The organism is Gordonia sp. SMJS1 (assembly GCF_029866425.1).
GTDB lineage: Bacteria > Actinomycetota > Actinomycetes > Mycobacteriales > Mycobacteriaceae > Gordonia > Gordonia hongkongensis.
In genome coordinates this window covers 2,746,381-2,770,794 of the sequence record NZ_CP123381.1, presented here as the reverse complement: position 1 = coordinate 2,770,794, position 24,414 = coordinate 2,746,381, and the positions used below count along the sequence as shown (strand labels likewise).

General features: G+C 67.0%; 24 protein-coding genes and 5 pseudogenes. 18 read left to right on the top strand and 11 right to left on the bottom strand.

Annotated elements, in window-relative coordinates:
- Positions 1–62: 62 nt before the first annotated feature.
- On the top strand, positions 63–1,148 hold the full coding sequence (gene rsgA / locus QAD21_RS12625) for a ribosome small subunit-dependent GTPase A (protein WP_068970860.1): 1,086 nt from the start codon (positions 63–65) through the stop codon (positions 1,146–1,148).
- A gap of 166 nt (positions 1,149–1,314) precedes the next feature.
- Here rsgA and QAD21_RS12620 read toward each other — a convergent pair whose 3' ends face one another.
- Positions 1,315–2,079, bottom strand: a complete 765-nt coding sequence (locus tag QAD21_RS12620; RefSeq protein ID WP_065629971.1) for a DUF6319 family protein — start codon at positions 2,077–2,079, stop codon at positions 1,315–1,317.
- A gap of 202 nt (positions 2,080–2,281) precedes the next feature.
- On the opposite strand from QAD21_RS12620, the gene QAD21_RS12615 reads away from it, so the two are divergent.
- The gene (locus QAD21_RS12615) at positions 2,282–2,425 is read left to right on the top strand and encodes a hypothetical protein (RefSeq protein WP_165630011.1); all 144 of its coding nucleotides are present in this window, start codon (positions 2,282–2,284) and stop codon (positions 2,423–2,425) included.
- Between the two features lie 132 nt (positions 2,426–2,557).
- Here QAD21_RS12615 and QAD21_RS12610 read toward each other — a convergent pair.
- Positions 2,558–3,500: pseudogene (locus QAD21_RS12610) on the bottom strand (SDR family oxidoreductase).
- A gap of 116 nt (positions 3,501–3,616) precedes the next feature.
- On the opposite strand from QAD21_RS12610, the gene QAD21_RS12605 reads away from it, so the two are divergent.
- Positions 3,617–4,456, top strand: coding sequence for a helix-turn-helix transcriptional regulator (locus QAD21_RS12605; protein ID WP_165630012.1), 840 nt, complete (start codon positions 3,617–3,619; stop codon positions 4,454–4,456).
- 40 nt (positions 4,457–4,496) lie between these two features.
- On the opposite strand, the gene QAD21_RS12600 is transcribed toward QAD21_RS12605, so the two are convergent.
- Positions 4,497–5,288 carry a hypothetical protein gene (locus QAD21_RS12600; RefSeq protein WP_058250604.1) on the bottom strand — a complete coding sequence of 264 codons (792 nt, stop codon included), beginning with the start codon at positions 5,286–5,288 and terminating at the stop codon, positions 4,497–4,499.
- A gap of 217 nt (positions 5,289–5,505) precedes the next feature.
- Between QAD21_RS12600 and QAD21_RS12595 the strand changes: the two genes are divergently transcribed.
- From QAD21_RS12595 to QAD21_RS12560, 8 genes are all read left to right on the top strand, one after another.
- Positions 5,506–5,970, top strand: coding sequence for a GNAT family N-acetyltransferase (locus tag QAD21_RS12595; protein WP_280359630.1), 465 nt, complete (start codon positions 5,506–5,508; stop codon positions 5,968–5,970).
- A 56-nt stretch (positions 5,971–6,026) separates the two neighbouring features.
- Positions 6,027–6,230 carry a zinc-ribbon domain-containing protein gene (locus tag QAD21_RS12590; RefSeq protein WP_078113866.1) on the top strand — a complete coding sequence of 68 codons (204 nt, stop codon included), beginning with the start codon at positions 6,027–6,029 and terminating at the stop codon, positions 6,228–6,230.
- 90 nt (positions 6,231–6,320) lie between these two features.
- Positions 6,321–7,829, top strand: a complete 1,509-nt coding sequence (locus QAD21_RS12585) for a protein adenylyltransferase SelO (protein WP_165630013.1) — start codon at positions 6,321–6,323, stop codon at positions 7,827–7,829.
- 25 nt (positions 7,830–7,854) lie between these two features.
- Positions 7,855–8,226 carry a TraR/DksA C4-type zinc finger protein gene (locus tag QAD21_RS12580; RefSeq protein WP_058250540.1) on the top strand — a complete coding sequence of 124 codons (372 nt, stop codon included), beginning with the start codon at positions 7,855–7,857 and terminating at the stop codon, positions 8,224–8,226.
- Positions 8,227–8,520: 294 nt separating this feature from the next.
- On the top strand, positions 8,521–9,564 hold the full coding sequence (locus tag QAD21_RS12575; protein ID WP_058250539.1) for an NAD(P)-dependent alcohol dehydrogenase: 1,044 nt from the start codon (positions 8,521–8,523) through the stop codon (positions 9,562–9,564).
- Between the two features lie 80 nt (positions 9,565–9,644).
- A complete protein-coding gene (locus tag QAD21_RS12570) occupies positions 9,645–10,370 on the top strand; it encodes a 1-acyl-sn-glycerol-3-phosphate acyltransferase (protein ID WP_165630014.1) in 726 nt (241 codons plus the stop codon).
- A gap of 69 nt (positions 10,371–10,439) precedes the next feature.
- A complete protein-coding gene (locus QAD21_RS12565) occupies positions 10,440–11,531 on the top strand; it encodes a YihY/virulence factor BrkB family protein (protein WP_165630015.1) in 1,092 nt (363 codons plus the stop codon).
- 79 nt (positions 11,532–11,610) lie between these two features.
- Positions 11,611–12,429, top strand: coding sequence for a DUF1206 domain-containing protein (locus QAD21_RS12560; RefSeq protein ID WP_078113861.1), 819 nt, complete (start codon positions 11,611–11,613; stop codon positions 12,427–12,429).
- Positions 12,430–12,459: 30 nt separating this feature from the next.
- Here QAD21_RS12560 and QAD21_RS12555 read toward each other — a convergent pair whose 3' ends face one another.
- The 4 genes and pseudogenes from QAD21_RS12555 to QAD21_RS12540 all read right to left on the bottom strand — a co-directional run bounded on the left by QAD21_RS12555 (position 12,460) and on the right by QAD21_RS12540 (position 16,964).
- On the bottom strand, positions 12,460–13,944 hold the full coding sequence (locus QAD21_RS12555; RefSeq protein ID WP_277244535.1) for an NAD(P)/FAD-dependent oxidoreductase: 1,485 nt from the start codon (positions 13,942–13,944) through the stop codon (positions 12,460–12,462).
- A gap of 85 nt (positions 13,945–14,029) precedes the next feature.
- Entirely contained in the window at positions 14,030–14,470 is a 441-nt protein-coding gene (locus QAD21_RS12550) for a DUF1622 domain-containing protein (RefSeq protein WP_159370871.1), read from the bottom strand.
- Positions 14,471–14,515: 45 nt separating this feature from the next.
- Positions 14,516–16,049, bottom strand: a pseudogene (locus QAD21_RS12545) (thiamine pyrophosphate-dependent enzyme).
- A 120-nt stretch (positions 16,050–16,169) separates the two neighbouring features.
- Positions 16,170–16,964 (bottom strand): PfkB family carbohydrate kinase, encoded by a 795-nt coding sequence (locus QAD21_RS12540; RefSeq protein WP_068972505.1) that lies wholly within the window; start codon positions 16,962–16,964, stop codon positions 16,170–16,172.
- A 190-nt stretch (positions 16,965–17,154) separates the two neighbouring features.
- Between QAD21_RS12540 and QAD21_RS12535 the strand changes: the two are divergent.
- The 6 genes and pseudogenes from QAD21_RS12535 to QAD21_RS12510 all read left to right on the top strand — a co-directional run.
- Positions 17,155–17,471, top strand: a pseudogene (locus QAD21_RS12535) (glutathione-dependent formaldehyde dehydrogenase); the annotation flags it as partial.
- Between the two features lie 56 nt (positions 17,472–17,527).
- A pseudogene (locus QAD21_RS12530) lies at positions 17,528–18,016 on the top strand (hypothetical protein); the annotation flags it as partial.
- 8 nt (positions 18,017–18,024) lie between these two features.
- Positions 18,025–18,367, top strand: a pseudogene (locus QAD21_RS12525) (uracil-DNA glycosylase family protein).
- A gap of 129 nt (positions 18,368–18,496) precedes the next feature.
- Positions 18,497–18,934: a nuclear transport factor 2 family protein gene (locus QAD21_RS12520; protein ID WP_226513360.1), complete on the top strand. Its 438-nt coding sequence runs from the start codon at positions 18,497–18,499 to the stop codon at positions 18,932–18,934.
- A 206-nt stretch (positions 18,935–19,140) separates the two neighbouring features.
- Positions 19,141–20,475, top strand: coding sequence for an NAD(P)H-binding protein (locus tag QAD21_RS12515; RefSeq protein ID WP_137809424.1), 1,335 nt, complete (start codon positions 19,141–19,143; stop codon positions 20,473–20,475).
- A gap of 135 nt (positions 20,476–20,610) precedes the next feature.
- Positions 20,611–21,624, top strand: a complete 1,014-nt coding sequence (locus QAD21_RS12510; protein ID WP_280359629.1) for a YihY/virulence factor BrkB family protein — start codon at positions 20,611–20,613, stop codon at positions 21,622–21,624.
- A 39-nt stretch (positions 21,625–21,663) separates the two neighbouring features.
- Here the strand turns inward: QAD21_RS12510 and QAD21_RS12505 are convergent, their stop codons facing one another.
- From QAD21_RS12505 to QAD21_RS12495, 3 genes are all read right to left on the bottom strand, one after another.
- Positions 21,664–21,984: an SMR family transporter gene (locus tag QAD21_RS12505; RefSeq protein WP_280359628.1), complete on the bottom strand. Its 321-nt coding sequence runs from the start codon at positions 21,982–21,984 to the stop codon at positions 21,664–21,666.
- Between the two features lie 2 nt (positions 21,985–21,986).
- The gene (locus QAD21_RS12500) at positions 21,987–22,346 is read right to left on the bottom strand and encodes an SMR family transporter (RefSeq protein ID WP_165630025.1); all 360 of its coding nucleotides are present in this window, start codon (positions 22,344–22,346) and stop codon (positions 21,987–21,989) included.
- A 121-nt stretch (positions 22,347–22,467) separates the two neighbouring features.
- Positions 22,468–22,932 carry a DoxX family protein gene (locus tag QAD21_RS12495; RefSeq protein ID WP_165630026.1) on the bottom strand — a complete coding sequence of 155 codons (465 nt, stop codon included), beginning with the start codon at positions 22,930–22,932 and terminating at the stop codon, positions 22,468–22,470.
- 114 nt (positions 22,933–23,046) lie between these two features.
- On the opposite strand from QAD21_RS12495, the gene QAD21_RS12490 reads away from it, so the two are divergent.
- Positions 23,047–23,517 (top strand): MarR family transcriptional regulator, encoded by a 471-nt coding sequence (locus QAD21_RS12490; RefSeq protein WP_068972501.1) that lies wholly within the window; start codon positions 23,047–23,049, stop codon positions 23,515–23,517.
- A gap of 18 nt (positions 23,518–23,535) precedes the next feature.
- On the opposite strand, the gene QAD21_RS12485 is transcribed toward QAD21_RS12490, so the two are convergent.
- Positions 23,536–24,387: a helix-turn-helix transcriptional regulator gene (locus QAD21_RS12485; protein ID WP_280359627.1), complete on the bottom strand. Its 852-nt coding sequence runs from the start codon at positions 24,385–24,387 to the stop codon at positions 23,536–23,538.
- Between the last annotated feature and the right edge of the window lie 27 nt (positions 24,388–24,414).

The following is a 24,414-nucleotide window of genomic DNA, read 5'->3' as shown; positions in this document are numbered from 1 at the left end:
CCGACTGAGCTGCGAGTCGGATGACTCCTGGGGTCGCGGGCTTTCCTCGAAAGTCCCCAACAGTGAATTCTGCAAGTAATTCGTCTTTTCCCGTCGAGCTCGCCGCTCTCGGCTGGGACAAGCATTTCTCGACCCTGTACACCGACCGCGCGTCCGACGACGAGCTACCAGCTCGCGTCGTGCGGGTGGATCGCGGCGGGTGCGACACCATCACCGCATCAGGTCCGGTCCGCGCCATCCGCGGTGTCGGGCGCACTGCGGAGCGCGAACAGTCCGTGTGCACCGGCGATTGGGTGGTGCTGCGCCGAGACGACGGGCAGGCCCGGATCGTGCACCTGTTGCCGCGCCGGACGGCGATCGCGCGCGCGAGTTCGGATCGGACATCGGAACGGCAGGTACTCGCCGCCAACGTCGACACGGTGATCATCGCGGTGTCGGTCGCGAACAGGGTGAATGTCGGTCGCATCGAACGCCTGCTGACGTTGGCCTACGACGCCGGCACCCGGCCGATCATCGCGTTGACCAAGTCGGATCTGGTTGACGATCCTCTTCCGGGTGAGGCGATGGTCGCCGCGGTCGCTCCGGGCGCCGACATCGTGACGACGAGTACGATCACCGGCGCAGGCGTCGACCTCCTCGAGTCCACCATGACCGGTACCGCCGTCCTGCTGGGCTCGTCCGGCGCCGGCAAGTCGAGCCTGGCCAACGCATTACTCGGTCGTGAACAGATGGCGGCCAACGAGATTCGGGCGATCGACGGAAAGGGTCGGCACACGACGGCGCACCGCGAGCTGCTGCTCCTGCCGGGAGGCAAGGTACTCATCGACACACCTGGCCTGCGTGGGATCGGGGTGCAGGATGTCGCCGAGGCGGCCGGCCGTACGTTCGCCGACATCGAAGAGCTGGCTCGTGAGTGCGCGTTTCGCGATTGCGAACACCGCAGCGAGCCGAGATGCGCGGTGCAGGAGGCGATCCGGGACCGCCGACTCGACGCCGGCCGGCTGGAACGCTATCGCAAGCTGCTGAGGGAAAGTGAGTGGTCGGCCGCTCGGGGCGACGCCCGACAGGCGAGCAAACGGAGCAAGCGGGACAAAGCGATCACGCGAGACATTCGCGCGATGTACCGGTTCCGGGACCGGCAGGCCTGACGGGGCCCTTCGTGACGCGCCCTCCGCAAGCTCCGGGCGCTCCTCAGGGAGCAGAGGGGCGCCCTTGCAAGCTCCGGGCGCTCCTCAGGGAGCAGGGGGTCGCCCTTGCAAGCTCCGGGCGCTCCTCAGGGAGCAGGGGGTCGCCCTCGCGAGCTCCGGGCGCTCCTCAGCGAGCGAGGCCGCGCTGGTCGTCGACGGACCCGTCGAGGTTGGCCAGCGCGGCCCGCGCGGCTTCGAGTTCCTGACTGAGTTCGTCGATGCGGCGTTGCGCGGCCGTTCGGGCCGATTCGATGACGGCGTCGACCGCGGCGATCGCGGTCTCGTCATCGAGCTCCCGCATCGCCCGGGCCACCCGGTCGGCGGTGATCTCGACGGGTTTCGCCAGCTTTCTGGTCCCGACCGCAACCGACAGCGTCCACGTGCTCTCCCCTGCCGCGGTGATGGTGACCGTGGTCGGCGCGGTCGGCGTCTTGGCCTTTCGCGACGACCTGGTCGTCGCAGGCGCCGACTCCGCCGCCCTCGGCGGGGCATCCGTCGCAGGACGCGCCTTTCGGGACGGGCGGGCGGAATTCGATTCCTCGACATCTGTTTTCGATGACGACGTCGGTTGTGGCTTCGGGGGCGCCGGTTCCGGTGTGCGTCGACGAACCGCAGCGGTCGCAGTGGTGGCGGCCGCCGGTCGGTGACGTCGCAGTTCGTCGGCTTCGAAGGGCAACTGGTCGTCGACGCCCCTCGGGCTCACCGTCACTGTCGTACCGTCGATCGACACGACTCGCGCCGAGGCGCCGGCCTCCAGGTTCAGCGATGGCATCGCATCGCGCAGATAGACCGTGGCTCGCTTACCGGCCGCGAGTGCCGCGGACAGCGACTCCAGGTCGTCGGGACTCAAGCCGGCCCTCGTCTGTGAACTCACCGCGCCATTGTCGCACATGCGTGCGAATCAACGTTACCCATCCCTGCGTCGCGCCATTGGCGCTTCGCCGTTTGCGCAGTTCAAACCTAGTAGCTATGACCGTTATCGTTTCGTGACCCTTCGCATCGGTGTGGCCTCGAACGTCGCCGCCGGGTCTCTGCGAAACGTTCGCGGCCCTAATGTTCTCGGGGAAGGTAACGGGTCTTCGGAGGGACAACTTGTGACAGAGGCCAGCACCCCGACACGCACATCGTCGGTCAAGGCACGCGAGACCCCGATTGCCGATCACGCATATGCAGGCGTCACGATCGCGGCGCTGCTGTGCGCGACCTCGGCAGCGACATTCCTGACGCTCTTCTCCTGAACCTGCCGTCCCTCAGACCTCAAGTGGAAAGCACCACAAGTGCTCATTGCCGGTGTGTCACCTGCGTCGACTTCGGTCCGCAGGTGGCACACACCACTTGACGATCGCACATCGGCGCCAGGAGGCCCGTCTTCAGCCCGCTGTCACCCGGGTGAGCTGTTCAGACACCGCCCACAGACGCGATGCCGCTTCGCGATCACGGAACGGTTGCCAGGGTTGCCGTACTCCGGGCGGCCCGCCGGCGTCACCGGGCCACCGTGGTCCGAAGAACGCATCATCGGGCGTCTCCGGCTGCGTCGCCGCCATCAGTGCTGGGAGGGCAGCGGTTTCGACGGTGCCCACACCGACGCCGTGCCGCGACATCCACTCGATCACCCGCCGGCCGCTCGTCGGCGCGGTCCTGCCGACCTCAGGACGAGCGGCGAGAAGGCTGGTCGGGGCGACGCCCGGATGGGAGATCACGCTCGTCACATCCCAACCGGCAGCGCGACTTCGGCGTCCGAGTTCGAGTCCGAACAGCGCGCACGCGATCTTGGACTGGCGGTAGGCCTTCATTGCGTCGTAGTGGCGCTCCCAGTTCAGATCATCCCAATTGATCGAGCCTCGTTTTGCCGCGATGCTCGTCTGCGAGACCACCCGTGCCTTCCCCGGACCGGAGCAGCGGAAGCACCGCGACGGTCAGGGCGAAGTGTCCTAGGTGGTTGGTGCCGAACTGGACCTCGAATCCATCGCCTGTGGTCAGGCGTTTCGGCGGAGTCATGATCCCGGCGTTGTTGATCAGGATGTCGATCGGTGTGCCGTCCGCCCGGAGCCTGCCGGCAAGCGCCTCGACCGATGCCATCGATGACAGGTCGACGTCCTCCATCGTGAGTGTGGCGGCGGGGTGACGATCACGAATGCGCTCGACCGCCCTCGCCCCCTTGTTCGGATCACGCACCGGCACGACCACTTCCGCACCGGCGCCGGCGAGCGCATTCGCGATCTCCCACCCAATGCCGTCACTCGCGCCGGTCACGACCGCTCGACGGCCCGTGAGATCGGGGATGGACAGGCTGTATCTGCTGTTTCGTGTCATGCGGAGCTCCTGACGGACTCGGAATGTTCTCGCTTCCAGTCTTGTGGCGGGTCGCACCGTTATCCACGGCCTGTCGATCCGTGGCTCCGCGGTTCCGGGCGCGCAAGAATGGCCGAATGATCGATCGACCCGGTCTCGCTGGCTTCCTTCGGGTGAGGCGTGCCGCCCTTCAGCCCGAAGACGTCGGACTGCCTCGCGGGCAGCGCCGTCGCACAGGTGGACTCCGTCGCGAAGAGGTGGCTGCCCTGTGTCACATGTCCGCCGACTACTACTCACGACTCGAACGCGAGCGCGGCCCGCAACCGTCGCCACAGATGGTGGCCGCCATCGCTCGGGGCCTCCACCTCTCCGTCGAGGAGCGAGACCACCTGTTCCACCTCGCCGGCCACCGGCCGCCCATGCGCGGACCCGACCGCGAGCACATCTCCCCGGGCATGATGCGGATCTTCGACAGGCTCGCCGACACCCCGGCCGAGATCGTCACCGAACTCGGCGAGACGTTGCGCCAGAACCGACTCGGGGCGGCACTGGTCGGCGACCTCATGCGGTTCGACGGGCCGGCGCGGAGCATCGGCTATCGGTGGTTCACCGATCCGCGGGCTCGCCAATTGCACCCGTCCGACGACCACGACTTCTACTCACGTATGTACGTATCCGGACTACGAGGAGTGGCTGCGCTACGAGGCCCGCAGTCGTATGCGGCGTCGCTCGCGGAACGGCTCACAGGCGAGAGCGAAGAGTTCCGCGAGATCTGGGCACGGCACGAAGTGGGTATAGCGCCTCGCGAGATCAAGAGGTACGTGCACCCCGACGTGGGATTGCTCGAGCTGAATTGCCAGATCTTGGTCGACCCGCGGTGTTCGCATTCGCTGCTCGTCTACACCGCGACCCCGGGCAGTGCGAGTGTCGAGAAGCTCCGGTTGCTGTCCGTCGTCGCGGCACCCACGGCGACCTGACACCCGGCAAGCGAAGCCGAGTCACGCGGAGGGCGGCCGCTCAGAACCCCCCGAAGTCGCCACCGCCGAAGTCGCCTCCCCCGCCGAAGTCGCCGCCACCGAAATCTCCGCCGCCGAAGTCGCCGGAGTCACCACCGCCGAAGTCGCCGGAGTCACCGCCTTCCAAGGCGCCACCGTCGGAACCGTCGCCGGCGCCACTCTCGAAGGACTGCGCGTCATAGGGGACGCCCGCCATGCCGGAGAACATCGCCGAGAACAGGAACATCGATCCGAGTCCCCAGGCGCCGGCGACCAGAGCCGGTTTCCACCACGGCTCGGAGTACCAGCCGGCGGGCACCGGCCTGCCGGCGACGCGGCCGCCGGGATAGTAGTTGGGCGTCTGCTCCGACGGGTTGGGCGATGCGGCGACCTTTCGTCCCTCGAACTCCACGGTCCGGTCCTCGGTGACCGCACCGGCACTCTTCTGCCCGTCGAGCTCGGGGATCGCCGGACCGGGGTCGAGGTCCATGGCGGCCCGAGCCGCACGGATGTAGTAGAGCCCCTCGATCGCAGTCTGTTTGGCCAGCCGCGCCTGAACCGGCGAATTGGCCTGCTCGATCTGAGACCCCGCCGCGGTGTATCGCTCCCCCGCGTCGGCCAGCGCCTGTTTCGATGCCGGGCCGTCGCCGACCAACATGAACACCTGGCCGCCCAGACGTTCGATCACCTGTCGTGCGTCGGCTTTCGCGTCCTCGAGGGTGCGGGCCGCGTTGGCGCCGGAACGCTGTTGGGCGAACACCACCACCCCGACGACGATCACGACGATGACGGCGATCAGGATCAGTGCTTCCATGCTTCCCTCCGGTTTCGCGAGTCCGCAGCCCGGTGGCGGTGACGTCAGGCCGACAAAACGGACACCACCGAGCGTACCGATGCCCGCCGACCCGATGCGTCTCGACAGATGGCGAGCACCTCCGGCCTCGTCCATTCTCCGCGAGGCCGGCGGTGGTCGCGGAGTTTCTGCGGTGCCGCACGCGCAGCCGCCGACCGTCATCGGTCACCCTGGGTGGGTGACCGGTCGACACGCGGTACGAATTCAACCTTCGCAGAACTCCCACCTTGTGGCCGAGCTCCGCTGGGAGTGGGCGTACGAAGACGATCGCTCCGTCGGGCCGTGGCTTGGCGATACCGCCTTCGCCGCCGCGGTTGCGAGTTGGTTGGACGATGAGCGACGAACGGTCTGGACCGCGGGCACGGACGACATGACCGTGGGAATGGTGTGCTTGACCGAACACGCCCGGATGCCGAGTCCCCGGCAGGGCGCCGGCGGCCGATGGGGTTATCTCGGTCATCTGTACGTCCGCCCGGCGTTCCGCGGTTCCGGGATCGGACGTGAGCTGGTCCGGCATACCGTCGCGACCGCGGACGGCCGTGGATACGCGAAGGTGGTGCTCAACCCGACCGAAGCATCGACAGACCTGTACAAGCAATGCGGTTTCACAGCCGAGAACGACCTCTTGGTCCGCCGCCCGTGATCGACTACCGCGGCGCGTGACCGGCCGCCGCGAGCCGCGAACTCTACGATGGCGGCGTGTTCTTCTTGTTCGGATATGGCCGTAGGCAGAAGCCTCTCGGTGCGGGTCAGACCCGCACCTGTCCCCGCTGCCACAACACCACCCAGTGGGCGCGGATGCGTGAATACAGCCAGTTCAGCGTGTTCTTCATCCCGATCGCCCGGTGGAATCGGCGCAACTTCGAGGCCTGCGGCATCTGCGGCGCGGCGCTGGCGGCCTGATCGCCGTCCGAGGCGAGTGAGGTGGACACTCCTCCCTCGCCCCTTCTGCGCAGCCGGTTTGCCGGTCCGGAAACTGGTTACCCTCGAGGGGTGTCCGTCTCTCCCGATACTCCCGCCCGCACGAGCGCCGCGATCACCGGCTTCGAGCGCACCTTCGTCGACGAGCTGACGCCTTTCACCGTGCCGTGGCAGGTTGCCGAGACGCCTGACCCCCGACTGCTCGTCGTCAACGAGTCACTCGCCGACGACCTGGGCCTCGACATCCCGGCACTGACATCCGACGACGGTGTCGCACTTCTGTCGGGTGCGGCCGCGCCCGCCGATGCCGTCCCTGTCGCCACCGCCTACTCGGGGCATCAATTCGGCGGTTACACACCGCTCCTCGGGGACGGCCGGGCGTTGCTGCTCGGGGAGCTGATCGACCGCGGCGGTCGACGAGTCGACCTACAGCTCAAGGGTTCTGGGCGTACTCCGTTCTCCCGAGGTGGCGACGGATTCGCGGTGGTCGGGCCGATGCTGCGCGAGTATCTGATCAGCGAGGCCATGCACGCCCTGGGGATCCCGACCACGCGTTCGCTGTCGGTCGTGGCCACCGGGCGGGACATCCAGCGCACCGGGGCCGAGCCCGGCGCGGTGTTGGCGCGGATCGCCGCCAGCCATCTCCGTGTCGGCACCTTCGAGTACGCAATCCGGAACACCGACCTGACGCAACAACTCGCCGACTACGCGATCAGCCGCCACTACCCGGAGCTCGCGAAAGCGTCGGAGGCCGGCGGCGGCAACCGGTATCTCGCGTTCTTCGAAGCCGTACTCGAACGTCAGGCCGCACTGGTGGCCCAGTGGATGCTGGTGGGGTTCGTGCACGGCGTGATGAACACCGACAACACGACGATCTCGGGTGAGACCATCGACTACGGGCCCTGCGCCTTCCTCGACGCCTTCGACCCGTCGGCGGTGTTCAGCTCGATCGACCACGCGGGCCGATACGCCTATGGGAATCAGCCCGCCGTCCTGAAGTGGAATCTGGCGCGGTTCGCCGAAACCCTGCTCAGGCTCATGGCCCCGACACCCGATGAGGCGATCGCTGCGGCGTCGGACGTGCTCGCCACGTACGAGGCGCGGTACGAACACCATTTCGCCACCGGCATGGTGTCGAAGATCGGTCTGACAGAAGCGCTTTCCGAACCCGAACTGGTCGCCGACCTGTTGACCCTGATGCGTGATCATCGCGCGGACTGGACAGGCACCTTCCGGGCACTGGCCGACGAACTCCGCGGAGATCAGGTCCCGATCATCAGCCTCATGCCGCGCGCGCAGATCGGTCCGTGGCTGGAACGATGGCGCCGTGAACTCGCCCGTCTCGGGCGCGAGCCCGCTGCGGTCGCCGAGACGATGGACACCGTGAACCCGGTGTACATCCCGCGCAACCATCAGGTCGACGCCGCTCTGCGCGCCGCGACCGACGGCGATCTGGAACCGTTCACGCGGCTGATGGATCCCGTCACGCATCCGTTCGAACGCCGCTCCGAATGGGCTCACTACGCGGCGCCGGCCCCGCAGGCGTTCAGCGACAGCTTCCAGACCTTCTGCGGCACCTGAGCGAGACGACTTCGGTGGGCCCACGGTGACCTCGAGCCAGGACGACGAGTCGCGAGATGCGCTGCTCGCAGAACGGGAACGAACCGCCGCGCTGATCGAATCGTTGTCGTCCCGGCTGGCCGCGGTGCTCGAGGCGACGAGCGACGCGGCGGCCGACGACGAGCACGATCCGGAGGGTTCGACTCTCGCGGTGGAACGCGGCCATCTGGTTGCGCAGCTGGAACGGTCGCGAGTCCGGCTCGACGAGATCGGTGCCGCCCTGGACCGGGTCGGCGCGGGTGCCTACGGCCGGTGCGAGGACTGTGGCGAACCCATCGGTGCCGAGCGCCTCGAAGTCCTGCCGGCCACCCGGCAGTGTGTGCGGTGCGCCGCGCGGAATCAGTCGCGACGATGGTGACCCGGAGTCGCAGCGTTGTCCGGTCCACCCGTACTCCAGAGTGCATCCGGTCCTCTTCCGACTCCGGCTGTCGTCTCGGCTGATTGACTCTGCCCCAAGGGGTTTGATGCACCCGACACGCCGCGACATCGAACTCCGTGGTCCGTCCCGGCTTCTGATCGGCTTGTCCACCTGTGCCGCGGTTCAGCAGGAATTCGCGTCTGGTTTCCCGCCGACGTATGCGCGTATCGCCATACGCGGGTAGACCGGAGGGCGGGAGAGCACGCAACCGACTCGAACCGAGAGGTGTCCGGCATGAAAGCCATCCAGATCGTCAAGCCAGGAAGTCCGCCCGAGCTCCGCGAGGTCGACAAGCCGACACCCGGCCCCGGCCAGGTGTTGTTGAAGGTGACTGCCGCCGGTGCGTGCCACTCTGACGATTTCGTGCTCAACATGCCCGCCGAGGGTTTTCCCTATCCGTTACCCATGACGCTCGGGCACGAGGGAGCCGGTGTGGTCGCCGAGATCGGCAGCGGTGTGACGTCGCTGACCGAGGGAACCGCGGTGGCGGTCTACGGCCCCTGGGGTTGCGGGGTCTGTCACTTCTGCTCGCGTGGGTTCGAGAATTACTGCAGTCGTGCGGCCGAGCTCGGCATCACTCCACCCGGGCTCGGCAACGAAGGTGCGATGGCCGACTACATGATCGTCGACGACGCCCGGCACCTCGTTCCGCTCGGTGATCTCGACCCGATTGCCGCGGTACCGCTCACCGACGCGGGGCTCACGCCGTATCACGCGATCAAACCATCGCTACCGAAGCTCGTCGGCGGCACCACGGCAGTCGTCATCGGTGCGGGCGGACTGGGGCACATCGGGATTCAGCTGTTACGCCATCTGACCCCGGCGCGCATCATCGCCCTTGACCTCAGCGAGGACAAGCTTGCGTTCGCACGCGAGGTGGGTGCCCACGAGACCGTTCTCAGCGATGCCGACGCCGTGGCGAATGTCCGGAAGATCACCGGAAACGACGGCGCCACCGCGGTATTCGACTTCGTCGGCTTGCAGCCGACCATCGACACCGCGATGGGAATCGTCGGCACATTGGGCGACGTCGTGATCGTCGGCATCGGTGACGGTGTCGCCGCGGCGAAGGTCGGCTTCTTCACCCAGCCCTACGAGGTGTCCGTTCGGGCGCCGTACTGGGGTGCGCGGCACGAACTGATCGAGGTCCTCGACCTCGCGCGCGACGGTGTCCTGGAGGTCGCCGTCGAGAAGTTCTCCCTCGACGACGGGCTCGAGGCCTACCGTCGGTTGGCCTCGAACGAACTGCGTGGCCGGGCGGTCGTCGTCCCCGATTGACCTCGGAGCTGTTACCCGGGCTGTCATGTGTAGTCCCGTTGCGGCACCGCGGCGCCGCAACCTACGGTACCGTAACTTAGGTGAAGGTCGAGCTGTCCGAGGCACAGGCGGTATACGAGCACTACCTGACCCATCAGCAGGACCGCGCCCGGGCGCGAATGATGTACGCGGTGCTCGCCGCCCGAATCCGGCCGGTCGTGCGCTTTCGTTCGCGGGAGGCGATCGTCCGCGCCGTGCGCAGCGGGGCTCCGCTGCTCATTGCGGCGAATCATGTCTCCGAGCGCGACCCGTTGGTCCTCGCAGCTGCAGGCTTCCGGTCACCGCTGCGGCACCGGATAGGCAGCCTGCGTGTCCTCGCGAAGGACGAGCTGTTCCAAGACGCGGAGCAGCGGAAGAAGATCGACACTCTGGGCGGGATCCCGGTGTTTCGCAGCAAGGACCACGGAGTGCGAGCTGCGGCCGACGCCGGGCGTCAGATGATCGCCGTCTGCGTCGAACGAATGGCGCGCGGGGACAGCATCGCGGTGTTTCCGGAGGGGACCTGCAACGAGGGCGACCCGACGGAGGTTCAGCGGCTCGGCACCGGGATCGGCCACATCGCCCATCGAGCCCTGCGAGACGGTGTCGGACTGTGGTTGGTCTCCGCCGGGATCGCCTACCCGGCCGGTGGTGGCCGGCCCGTTGTCGCTCTGGGTGAACCGGTGGACCTCGGCGCCCGTCGAGACGACACACCCGCCGCCGTGACCCGCTGGATCCAGCGAGATCTGCAGGGGGCGGTCGACGACGCCTGCGGCCACGTGCGCTGACCCCACAGGTGACGGGTGCGCCGACGTCGGCCGGGTTTGGCTTGCGTGTTCGCCGGTTAAGCGCAGGGGATGAAACGAGATGACGCCGCTGAACGAGCGGACAAGGATCCGGCCTCAGCTGAACCGGACGTTCGCGACGACCCCGAATCGGCCGACCCCGATGATCCGCGCAAGCCGGACTCCCCCACTGACCTGACCAAGCCGTCCCTCCTCTTCGTGCTGAAGAAGACCGCGCGGGAGTTCTCGCGCGATCAGTGCACCGATCTGGCAGCGGCGCTCACCTATTACTCCGTGCTCTCGCTGTTCCCGGCGCTGCTCGCGCTGGTCTCGCTGCTCGGTGTGTTCGGCCAGGGCGAGAAGACGACCGACGCCGTCCTGCAGATGGTCGACGACCTCGGACCGTCGTCGGCCGTGGACACGTTGCGGGGCCCTGTCGAACAACTCGTGGCCGCCCCCAGCGCCGGTTTCGCGCTCGTACTCGGTCTGCTCGGCGCGCTCTGGTCCGCGTCGGGTTATGTGGGGGCGTTCGGACGCGCGATGAACCGGATGTACGAGATCGACGAAGGTCGTCCCCTCTGGAAGCTGCGGCCGATCATGCTGCTCGTCACGCTCGTAGCACTTGTCCTTGCCGCCGCGGTGGCACTCATGCTGGCAGTCAGCGGACCGATCGCGAAATCGATCGGAGACGCCATCGGTTTCGGCGAGACCGCGCTGACCGTGTGGAACATCGTCCGTTGGCCGATCCTCCTGCTGTTCGTCATCCTGATCGTCGCCATTCTCTACTGGGCAACCCCGAACGTGCAGCAGCCGAAGTTCCGGTGGATCAGCGCCGGTGCGGTGCTGGCCATCGTCACATGGATCGTCGCGTCGGCGGCATTTGCGCTGTACGTCTCGAACTTCGGCAGCTACAACAAGACCTACGGCGCACTCGCGGGAGTCATCGTCTTCCTGCTGTGGCTGTGGCTGACGAACCTCGCGCTGCTGTTCGGGGCCGAGTTCGACTCCGAACTCGAACGTGGCCGACAGCTACAGGCGGGGATGCCGGCCGAAGAGCACCTGCAACTGCCGCCTCGGGACACCACGGCGTCGGACAAGAACGACGAGAAGGACCAGAAATACATCGAACAGGCTCGGGCCCTTCGTAACTCGCAGGGGAAGTGAGCGACCGGCCGGCACCCCGTAACGTCAGTGGAACCGGCCGGGCACCAGCTCGGTCGAACGGCGGAAGGAACGTGGCGCGATGAGCCGCAATCAAGTGACCGGCGCGGTCGACCGCGCCACCGACAGCCCGTGGTTCGAACGCTTGGCGCGTGCCGGCCACGCGGTCAGCGGCCTGCTCCATCTGCTGATCGCCTACATCATCCTGCGCCTCGCCTTCGGTGGGGGCGGGAACGCCGACCAGTCGGGTGCGTTGGGGATCTTCGCCGACTCGTCCGGCGGCCGCGTCGTCCTGTGGGTGGCCGCGGTCGCGTTCGCAGCACTCGCGCTGTGGCGACTCGCCGAGGCCGTCGTCGGACCCCACGCCACCGAACCGGGCGAGGACAGTGACGGCGCCGAGCAGTGGTTCGATCGCGGAAAAGCGTTGTCGCTCGCCGTGGTCTACGTCGGGTTCGCCTGGTCGGCAATACGTTTCGCGACGGGCCAAGGCAAGTCGAGCGGTCAGGAGAACGCCGGACTGACCGCGCGACTCCTGCAGTCCGGTGGCGGGAAGTTCGTCCTCGTCGCGGCCGGCCTGATCATCATCGGCGTCGGCGTCTACCACGTCTACAAGGGAGCCAGCCGGTCGTTCCTCGACGATCTCAAGATCTCCGACGACAAGGCGGCGACAATCGCGGGCGTGATCGGTTACTGCGGCAAGGGTGTCGTTCTGGCCGGCACCGGCATCCTGGTCATCGTCGCTGTCGCGACTGCCGATCCGTCGAAGGCCACGGGGATCGACGGAGCGGTCAAGACACTGGCCGGCCTGCCCGCCGGGCAGGTGCTGATGATCCTGGCCGCGGTGGGTATCGCCGCCTACGGCGTCTACTGCTACTGGCTGGTGCGGTTCGCGCGGATGTGACTCAGCCCGCCGTCCGGCGAGTCGTCACCGCTACCCGACCGTCGACCGCACCCGCTCCCCCGCACGCGCGAATCGGACGTTGTCGTCGGCGACGTCACCACGGAACAACTTGCGGTCGGCGTAGTAGCTCATCGACATCACCCAGGGCTCCTCAGCTCCCTGCTTGGGCAGGGTGTCGAGGGCTCGTTGGACGTAGCCGGCCCCGAAGTCGAGCAGTGGCCGAGTCGGCATATCGGGGTCCGCGACCGCCCACACACTGTCGTATCCGTGAGAATCCATGTGCGCCAAAAGTTTGCAGAAGTATTCGCACAACAGTCCGATCTTGAGGGTCCACGACGCATTGGTGTAACCGATCGCCAGCGCGAAGTTCGGGACACCGGACAGCATCATCCCGCGGTAGACGACGGTGTCGGGAAGGGACACCGGTTCACCGTCGACGCTCAGCTCGATGCCGCCGATGATCTTGATGTTGAGCCCGGTCGCGGTGACGACGATGTCGGCCTCGAGTTCCTCCCCGCCCACTGTCCGGATGCCGTTCTCGGTGAAGGTGTCGACCCGGTCGGTGACGATCGAGGCCTTCCCGGAGCGGATGGCCCGGAACAGGTCGGCGTCGGGCACCACACACAGCCGCTGGTCCCAGGGGTTGTACGGGGGATTGAAATGCGTGTCCACCGGATAGTCCTCGGGCAGCTGAGATTCGTTGATCTTGCGGATCAGCCGACGAGCGACCGATGGGAATCGCTGGCACAGTTCGAAGAGCAACCGCTGCTGCGCGACGTTCTTGTGTCGGGTCAATGCGTATCCGCGTTCGGTGCCGAACACTTTCTTGAGGGTGTTGGCGATGGCGTCCTCGCGGGGCAGCGGGAGGATGTAGGTCGGTGTGCGCTGGAGCATGGTCACGTGCGCGGCCTGTTCCGCCATCGCGGGAAGCAGTGTGACCGCCGTTGCGCCGCTGCCGATGACCACGACCCGCTTGCCCGTGTAATCGAGGTCCTCGGGCCAGTGCTGCGGATGCACGATCTCGCCACGGAAGGTCTTGGTGCCGACGAACTCCGGCGCGAACCCCGCGTCGTAGTCGTAGTAGCCCGAGCCACAGAAGATCCATCGCGCACTGATCTGGCTTCGCGTTCCGGTGTCGGTGTGTTCGACGTCGACCGTCCACCGCGCGGTGTCCGACGACCACACGGCCGCCACCACACGATGCCCATACCGGACCAGCGGAGCGAGATCGTTCTCGTCGATCGTCTCGTGGAGGTAATCGAGGATTCGCGGGGCGTCGGCGATCGCCTGTCGATCGGTCCAGGGCTTGAAGTCGTACCCGAAGGTGTGCAGGTCCGAGTCGGACCGAATCCCCGGGTAGCGGAACAGGTCCCACGTACCGCCGGCGGTATTCCGGGCCTCGAGAATCGCGATCGACTTGCCAGGGTGTTCGGTTCGCACCCAGCGGGCCGCACCGATGCCGGAGATCCCGGCACCGACGATGAGGACATCGACTTCGTCTGGGATCGTTGTCACCCGGCACTCCTTCGGTCGGTCTGTCGGTGATCGGCATCCAGGATGCCTCGCCGGTCGTTGTCGGCGCCAGACCGGGGTGGCGACACTACCCGTCGACGCGTCGCGCGGTGCTTTCGGTTGTCGGTCGCGCAGCTGCAGCGTCGTTCGCGACCGCTGCACCGAGCAGTTGTCCACCGCTGGTCAGCAACGCTCGACGCCACGGCGCCACGCCCTCGATCTCGATCTGGATGGACATCGACAACACGGTACGGATGAGCACGATGAGCCCGAGGATGAGCGCATCCTCGATCGACGGTTTGGACGTGATGGTGCGGATGAGATCCGCCGCGACCAGGACTTCCAGCCCCAGGAGAATGGCTGCTCCGAGTGTGTTGCGCAGCACCGAGAAGGCAGTGTTGCCACCCTCTCCCCGACGGAGCGAACGTGCGCCCAGCACGCACGCGATGATCGCTCCCACGATCATCGCGAAGGCTCCGACTGCCTCGAACCCGACCGCTACCGCTGTGAAGAGTTCCTCACCGCTCATGCGGTGGAGAGTACGGGACCGGGGCGCAGCCGGTGTCCCGTGTAGTCAGTCGTTGTCGGACTGCCGTCCGGGTAGGAACTGGCGGATTCCTTGTCTGGCTGCGTTCTTGGCGACGGCCCATGCATCGTCGTCACCCTTGACCAGCGCCTCGCCGAGGGCGAGGACCGGCTCGCGGGTCGCGTGCGGCGGGACGGGAGGCGCCGTCGGGTCGCAACGCACGTCGAGCAACGCCGGTCGATCGGCGGCCAGGGCGGTGTCCCATGCGGTACCGAGACCATCCGGGTCGTCGACGTTGATCCCGACGAGTCCGATCCCCCGCGCGAAGGCCGCGTAGTCGACGTCGGGGAGTTCCTGTGAGGCGGCGAATTCGGCGATCCTGACATCGCGCGCTGTTCCCACGTGACCTGGTTCAGGTCGTTGTTGTGCAACACCACGACGACGAGCCGCGGATCCGTCCACTGCTGCCAGTAGTGCGCCACGGTGATCATCTCGGCCAGGCCGTTCATCTGCATCGCACCGTCGCCCTTGAAGGCGACCGCGGGCCGGTCGGGGTGCGCCCACTTGGCGCCGATGGCATACGGCACCGCCGGCCCCATCGTGGCCAGCGTCCCGGACAGCGACCCCCTCATCTCGTCGCGGAAGACGATGTGCCGTGCGTACCAGTTGGCGGCACTGCCCGAATCCGCGGTGATGATGCAATTCGACGGGGCGCGTGGCGAGAACTCGTGAAAGACGCGCATCGGATTGACCGGATCCGCGTCGGTCATCGCCTGGCCGGCCGCATTCGTCCACCAGCGCTCGACGTCGGCTTCGACCTTGTCGCGCCACGAGCGGTCGGTCTTGGGTTCGAGCAGCGGGATGAGAGCTTGCAGCGTGGCGCGTGCGTCGCCGACGACATTGAGCTCGTTCGGGTAGCGCATGCCGATCACCTCGGGTGAATGGTCGATCTGCACTCCCCTGGCCTGTCCGAACGACGGAAGGAACTGCGAGTACGGGAAATTCGATCCGACGGTCAGCAGGGTGTCGCAGCCGGTCATCAATCGATGGCTGGCAGTCGTGCCGAGCAGGCCGATGGATCCCGTGACCCACGGCAGCGTGTCGGGGAGGACATCTCGCCCGAGAAGGGCTTTCGCGCAACCGGCGCCGAGGATGTCCGCAACCGTGATGAGCTCAGGCGCACATCCCCGTGCGCCCTGGCCGACCAGCATCGCGACTCGCTCCCCGGAGTTGAGGATCTCGGCGGCTCGCGCGACCGCGTCCGGGTCCGGCACGGGGGTCGCCGACGTGACCCCGAGGCTGGACGGGACCTGCTTGAAGGCCTGCTGTGGTGGCTCGTAGGTCAGGTCGAGAACATCCGAGGGAAAGATCAGGGCCGTCGGCGCGCGTTCGGCGAGCGCGATCCGACGGCTTGGAACGCGCTCATCTCCTCGTGGCGCGATTGGACGAACTGCGGATCGTTCTCCGCGCGAACCCAGGCCGACAGCAGGCCGTTGATGCCGTCGCCGGGGTAGCCGAAAACCTGCCGGACCCCCCACTCCCGAAGGCGTTGCAGCACGATGTCGGCGACGGTCTCGGACATGGGTTCTCCTCGGGACGACGTCCCGGACGGTGACGGAGACCGCCGGGCTGTCGCTCGACTACCCGGGGAGAAGCCCGCCGACACCCGACGGGCTGGGCCGACCGAGCACTAGCCCGTGGGTCACCTCGATCTGTGCCACACGGCGTCGAACGGTGCGTTCGAGGCGAGACGGCCGACGATGCCGTCGTGGGTGAACTGTTTGGCGGTCCGGATCGCGTCGAGGACCCCTGCGCCCTTGGTGAGTTCGGCGGTGGTGGCGGCCGCGAACACGCAGCCGGCTCCGGAGACCCGCTCGTCGCCCACCTTCGGGGCACGCAGGACGGTGACCTCGGAGCCGTCGAAGACGACGTCGATCGCCTCCTCGCCGGGGAGTCCGACCCCGCCCTTCACGACGACGACCTTCGGCCCGAGATCATGGATTCGCCGCGCCGCCTCGGCGAGGTCGTCGGTGGACGTCAGTTCGTCCATGCCGGCCAAGGTCGCGGCCTCGAACAGATTGGGGGTCACCACGGTGGCCAGCGGCAAGATCTCGGAGCGGAGGGCGTTGTCGGTGTCGAGTGCGGCGCCGGGCTCCTGACCCTTGCAGATCAGCACCGGATCGACGACGACGTCTCGCCACTGTCGGGAGCCGAGCGCCTGCGCGACCGTGGAGATGGTGGCCGGGGTGCCCAGCATGCCGATCTTCACGACCTCGGGTTCGTGCGCGGCGGTGGCCACCTCGATCTGATCGGCGATCACCCCGGAGTCGATCGGTACGAACCGATGGGACCACTCGTTGTTCGGGTCGAAGGACACGATGCAGGTGATGGTCCCGACACCATAGGTACCCAGCTGTGCGAAGGTGCGCAGGTCGGCCTGGATGCCCGCTCCCCCGCTGGCCTCCGAACCGGCGATCACATAAGACACCATTGACATCGACGATCTCCTCCCGAGGACTGTCCTGGATTCGGGTTCCTTTTCTACACCCCCGCGCGTGACACCGGTCTGCGCGCACCGCGCCGCCGGCGCGGTTAGTACCGCATTTGTGGGGTACCCGAACGCGCATTAGTCCAGACACGATGTGCGCGATGGTCTACCGCGGCCCCGCGGCCAAGTTCCAGCTGCAGGCGGGTCACCGATCGCCCTCAACTGGGCCATCGATGCGGTCCGCAAAGGCGGCACCGTTTCGGTCATGGGTGCGTACGGGCCGATGTTCAGCGCGGTCAAGTTCGGCGACGCCATGAACAAGGGACTCACCCCGAACATGAACCAGTGCCCGGTAAAACGGCAGTGGCCGAGACTGTTCGACCACATCCGCAACGGCTATTTCACACATTGTCACGCATCGAATTCCGCTTCGAGCACATCGCTGAGGGCTACCGCATCTTCTCCGAGGAGCTCGACGACTGCATCAAGCCAATCATCGTTGCCGACGCCGGCTGAGGAGGACCCGTGCCCGCTATCCCGCAGACCGCCCCCACGACCCCGACACCGCCGCACTGGTCGACCGCATACCCGGATGGGGCGTCGACCTGGATCCCGCAAACCGCCCCGCGGTTCCGCGCGAACTGCCCGTGGAACCGGCCCCCGGCGTCCACTGGACCGTCCCCGAAGACCAGCCCGAGCGTCAGCCCCGCGAGCGATCGAACGAACATGCCTTTCTGCCACCGGTTTTCGGCACGTCCACGCCGCCGCGCGGGCTGTCCGGGGTGATCCGACGCTCCGCGTACCGCTACAGCGAGGGGCGCGCGGCGCATTGGCTGATCCTGCTGGGCGCCGATCGCGTGGCGTCCATCGAGGCGCACCTCGCGTCGTTCGCGACCGGTCGGCCCGACAACCCGGTGACCGAGACGGGCATCCGGTCCGAACTCTCCCACCACGGATGGTCGTCCCGCCGTGGCCGGAAACGCGTCGACGGCAACCACTCCCGGTTCGACCCGTTTCTGGTGGGCGGGCCGCGGGTGATCACCGGGGCCGCGGCGGGTGTCGCGGTGGGGTGGGCGCGCCCGGTTCGACGATCATGTTCATCGGCGAACAGCCCGGTGACCAGAAGGATCGTGCCGACGAACCGTTCGTCGGTCCGGCCGGCCGCTGTCGTGTGTCTGGGTGCCACGGCCGCACAGGCCTTGCTGGGCACCAACTTCCGGCTCACCCGACACCGTGGCGAGCGCTTCGATCTCGGCGCCGACGGAGACCTCGGCCCCGACCATTCCGAGTTCGTGGTGGTGACCGTGCACCCGTCGTCGATTCTCCGCGGACCCACGGATCAGCGCGAGCGGGCCTTCGACGCCTTCGTCGCCGACCTCCGCGTCGTCCGCGACCTCGCAGCATCGACCTGACTTGCGGCACCCGCTCCGGTGCGGTTTCGCTGACAAGCGTCTGGACTGGTGTCTATAGTCGGCGGCGACGGCCGGTCTCGGCGCTGCCACGACGGGCTGCCCGTACCGATACCGGTGGACGGGAGAACGATGGACCTGCAGGAGATCAGCGACCGGTTCGGCATCGCGGACACGTTGTACCGGTACTCACGTGCGGTCGACACCAAGAACTGGGAACTCTGGCGCTCGGTGTTCACCCCGGAGGCGGTGGTCGACTACTCGTCGACGCCCTACGGTCAGGCGGGCACCCGGGACGAGATCGCCGCGTGGCTGGAGGAGAGTTTCGCGTTCGTGTCGGTGAGTCAGCACTTCATCACCAACATCGAGTACACATTCGACGAAGACCGGGCCGACGTGCGCGCCATGTTCTACAACCCGATGCGTTTCGTCGGCATGCCCGAACTCAGCACCTGCGGCGGCAACTACCACCATTCGATGGTCCGGACCGCGGATGGCTGGAAGAGCGAGGGCCTCCTGGAGGAGTGCCTGTGGTTCGAGAATTCGCCGGCGGACGCGAACGACAGCTGACGGGCAGACCTGAACTCGACCGCCAGGCTTCGATCAAGGTCTGGCGGTCGAATTCAGGTCTGGTGGTCTGAGTTCGGTGTCGGCCGGACGTGCCGTTATCGAATCGTGGCCACGGAGAACGATCCGGCACCGACCGCGCCGAGGCGACGGCGCCGAGCGGCTTCGCTCCATAGCCTGGGAGGCACACCCGAGAGCGGAGGAGTCAGGTGGACGAGTCGCGAACCTGTCTGGTCACCGGAGCGACCGGTTACGTCGGCGGCCGATTGGCGCCCCGGTTGTTGGCACGCGGGCACAGTGTGCGCGCACTGGCGCGGACGCCGGAGAAACTCGCCGACGCACCGTGGTTGTCTGATCCGACGGCCGAAGTGGTCCGGGGTGATCTGTCGGATCGCGATTCGCTGGTCAAGGCCTTCGCGGGTGTGGACGTCGTCTACCACCTGGTCCACTCGATGAGCACGGACGCGGACTTCGCGGCCGAAGAGCGGCGTGCCGCGGAGAATGTGGTGGCCGCGGCTCAGCAGAACGGCGTGTCGCGCATCGTCTACCTCGGCGGTCTCCATCCGTCGGGAACCGACCTGTCCGAACATCTGGCCTCACGCGCCGAAGTCGGCGACATCCTCATCGACTCACCCATCGAGACCGTCGCCTTGCAGGCCGGGACGCTGATCGGCTCGGGGTCGGCGTCGTTCGAACTCATCCGGCACCTCACCGAGCGACTCCCCGCGATGACCACGCCGCGGTGGGTGCACAACAAGATCCAACCGATCGCGGTCGACGACGCCCTGCACTACCTCGTGGAAGCCGCCACCGCCGCCGTCCCGTCGTCGAGGACCTGGGACATCGGCGGTCCCGACGTCCTCGAGTACGGCGACATGATGCAGGTGTATGCCGAGGTCGCGGGTCTTCGACCTCGAGTCATGGTGGTACTGCCGTATCTCACGCCTGCGCTGGCGAGCCGCTGGGTCCGGTTCGTCACGCCGATTCGCGGCAAGATCGCTCGACCGCTGATCGAGTCCCTCGAATGCGACGCCGTCTGTCGCGACCGGGCCGTCGACGCGATCATCGATCGTCCGGAAGGGGGATTGACCTCCTACTCGGAGGCGGTTGCCCACACGCTCGAACGCTCGGCGCGCGGCGATGGCCGTGCCTCGTGGGCCAACGCGTCCGTAGACGTGTCGCCGGCCGAACCCCTTCCCACCGATCCACAGTGGGCCGGTGAGGAGATGTTCGAATCGGAGACCCGGGTCAGTGAGCGCGCGAGTAGTGCGACGGTCTGGGAGCGGCTCGAGTGGGATGCGCGGCACCGCGGTGAGATCGTGCTCGCGCAACGACGGGACCGACTTCGTATTCGTCTGCGTGACAACCGTTTCGGCAGATCGTATCGCGAGTATCGCCTCCAGGCGGCGGACGACCCGGACGGGTCGGTGACAGTCACGACCACCGACCGCTACTTCCCGCGTGGGCTGGCTGGGCTGGCCTATTGGCGTCTGGGAACACCCTTCCGCACCCTCGGCATCCCCGGATTCGATCCGTTCCGGTGAACCGCCGATCCGATGACGTGTCCCGAATCGTCTCGTGCTCGGGTTAAAGTCGGCACCTCCGTGGTAACTCCCGGTGAACGATTCGTTCAACGGAACGGGGAAAAGGCACGGGCCGGCGAGGAGAAGGATGATCGGGTGTCGTTGACCGAGCGGGTCGACCGTTTTCAGCGGCGTCATCCGGCGACCGGCTTCCCGCTTGCCGTCATCTACAAGTTCGTCGACGATCAGGGCGCCTACCTGGCCGCGCTCTGTGCCTACTACGCGTTCATCTCGTTGTTTCCGCTGTTACTGCTGTTCGCGACCGTGCTGGGGATCGTCCTGGCCGACAACCCCGACCTCCAGGACCGCATACTGGACTCGGCGATGAGCCAGATCCCGGTGATCGGTGGGCAGTTGGGCGAACCCGAGAAGCTCAGCGGCGGGGCCACCGCCATCATCATCGGGGTGGTCGTGTCGCTGTATGGCGGTCTCGGAGTGGCGGTCGCCGCCCAGAACGCGATGAACACGATCTGGGCAGTGCCGCGCAACGAGCGTCCCGACCCGATTTTCGCCCGTCTGCGCGGCCTGCTGTTGTTGTCGACGATCGGTGTCGCGGTCATCGGTCTGACCGTCGTCAACGGCGTCTCGGCCGCCTTCGAACTCGGCGTCGTCGGACGCTGGCTGGCGATCCTCGGATCGGTGGCGTTGAGCACGCTGGTGTTCACCGTGGCTTTTCGGATCGGCACGGCGCGCGACGTGTCGATCCGGGACGTACTGCCGGGCGCCTTCGGGGCGGCGGTCTGCTGGCAGATCATCCAGACCTTCGGCGCGGTCTATGTGCAGCACGTCATCGGTAACGCCAGCTCCACCAACGGCGTCTTCGCGATCGTGCTGGGCCTGCTCGCCTTCCTCTACGTGTCGTCGATCGTGATCGTCATCTGTCTCGAGACCAACGCGGTTCGCGTCGACCGGCTCTATCCACGTTCGCTGCTCACCCCGTTCACCGACAACGTCAGTCTGACGAAGGGCGACGAGGCGGCGTACTCGGCGCAGGTTCTCGCGCAGCGCAACAAGGGTTTTCAGGAGATCGACGTCTCCTTCGACAACCCGCGTGACGTCGAGTCCGGCGCTGAGGTGGACCAGCGCTCCCCCGGTCCAGAACGCGGCTGACCGTCGGCGCTCGTGGCGCGACATCAGCGACGCCGGAACTCAGTGCAGCGCGCCCGATTCGACGAGCAGCACACCGACGATGATCACCCCGATGCCGGCGACCATGCGTCGGTTGAGGCGTTCGCGGAACAGGAAGTGTGCGGCGACGGCCGTGGCTGCGACCCTGGCCGCCGCCCAGATACCGTACGCCACACCGAGGGGCACGCCGTGCCGCAACCCGAGGGTCAACGCGACGAACGCCGTCAGATACCCGAGGACGACGACTCCGTAGAAGGCCGGTCGACCGGTCGCGGCGGCACGCAGCGCGAGGGTCCCGGTGACCTCGGCGACGATGGCGGCGACGATGAAGACATATCCCACGGTCAGACCCCCGAAGCGGCGGCGGAGTCGGTGCCCTCGTCGACGGGTGGCCGGTGGCCGGTCTCGACGAGGAGAACCCCGATCATGATGCACACGATGCCGATTCCCATCAGGAATCCGAAGGGCTCGTCGAAGATCCAGGTCGCCAGTACCGCGGTGAGTGCGACGCCCGACGCCGACCAGATCCCGTAGGCCACGCCGATGCCCATGCCGCGCTTCAGGACTGCGGCCAGGAGTATGAACGCGAACGTGTAACCGACAGCGACCACCGCGTACAGCATCGGTTCGGTCTGTGAACCCTTGAGTGACAACGTCGCCGCGACCTCCGAGGCGATTGCCGCGATCAGCATCAGCCAGGTCATATCTCTCATTCCACTCGACGCCCTACTGGGACTGTAGGCGAGGACCGCGGACGGCGAACGCCCCGGTCCGCAGGGTGGGCGGACCGGGGCGCATGAACCGGGCGCCGGTAGCGGAGCGGGGTCAGCGCGAGGTGCCGACCAGGTCGCGCGACCGGGTGTCGTCGGCGGCGAGCCAGCGGACCTTCGACCCCAGCGCGGCGTCCACGCTGAAACGTCCGGCGCCGATCACGGCCAGCAGCAGTGCGCCGGCACCGAGGGCGAGCACGAACTCGTAACCACCGTCGGAGACCCAGATGCCGTTGTCGACGTGTGCGATGAACAGCGCGCCGATCATGTCCAGCGTGAACAGGGCGGCGACGATCGGGGTCAGCAGCCCGACGATCAGGGCGATGCCACCGAGGATTTCGAGCCACGTGACGACGAACGCCGAGAAGGACGCGGCCGGAACACCCATCATGTCGAACCCGGTCTGCGGTCCCGTCCAGCCGTTCTGCTGGAACTTCTGCAGGCCGTGGGCCAGGAAGATGACGCCGAGAGCGACGCGTCCGATAAGAATGCCCGCACTGCGGACGATGGGGTTGGTCATGACTGAGCCGCCTCACTAGATGGTTGTGACTTGAAGTATCAAGTGAAGGCTAGGTGTTGACACTTGATGCGTCAACCTGATCACGGACGTGTTCACTTCGTATACACTGCGCAGATGTCCACTGCCCCAGAGCCGAACTGGCTCGACGACGAGGAAATGGACGCCTGGATCCAGGTGGCAACCGCGCTCGCCCGTCTCCCCCACGCCCTCGACGCCCAGCTTCTCCGTGACGCCCAGATCACCCACTTCGAGTACGAGGTGATGGCAGCGCTGTCCGAGGCCCCTGACCGCACCCTGCGGATGAGCCAGCTCGCCGAACTGTCGTACGGTTCGCTGTCCCGGCTCTCGCATGTGGTCGGCAGACTCGAGAAGCGGGGATGGGTTCGGCGCCATCCTTGCCCCGAGAACGGTCGATTCACGAATGCCGTTCTCACCGAGTCGGGTTGGGAGAAAGTGGTGGCCACCGCTCCCGGGTATGTGACCAACGTGCGTGAGCTCGTCATCGACCGCCTCACGCGTGCGCAGCTTCGCCAGGTATCCGCGATCGGGAGGCGGATCAACACCCGTGGCACCGGTTCGACATAGTCCCCCGGAGCCAGACGGTCAGCGCGGATCGAGTCCGAGTTCTTGTGTGCCGAGCACGTTGAGCAATTCGATCTTTCCCGCTGCGTCCGTTCGCGGCGCTGCCGTCAGCACGAGCAACACCTGGGTTTCGTCCTCGGTGAAGAGCGCCTGACAGTCGACCTCGATCGCGCCGACCTCGGGATGGATCAGGATCTTGTGGTCCTCGAAGCGTCGGCTCACGATGTGGGTGTCCCAGAGTGTGGCGAACTCGCTGCTGCGCCGTCGAAGTTCCGTGACCATTGCTCCGGCACGGGAATCGGCGCCCATGACGCCGTAAGCGGCACGGAGCGAGGCGACCTGCGCACGACTCTGCCGCTCGTGATCATCCGCCGGGTAGCGGCCGCGTTCCTCGGCGGGGTGCACGAACCACCGATAGATGGCACTGCGGTCCATTCCGACGAGATGGTCGGTGTCACCGAACAGCGCTCGCGCGCAATGATTCTGCACCAAGGTCTCCCCCAGTGCCGAGAGAATGAGGGCGGGGGTGTCGGTGAGCCGGTCGAGTACCCGCAGGAGTCCGGGCGCGATGTGGTCCGAGGCCGCCATCCGGTCCGGCGCGCTGTGTCCGGCTACCCGGAACAGGTAGTCCCGCTCATCGGCCGTGAGGCGGAGTGCGCGAGCAAGCGCCGCCAGCATCTGGGTGCTCGGTTGTGGGCCGCGGCGTTGTTCGAGACGGGTGTAGTAGTCGGTCGACATCGTGGCGAGCTGCGCCACCTCTTCGCGTCGAAGACCCGTCGTGCGTCGCCGGGCACCCCCCGGCAGACCGACATCCGATGGTTGCAGACTGTTGCGTCGGCTCACGAGGAACCCGGCCAGCGCATCACGATCCATCAGGCCAGTATCACGGCGTCGGTACCG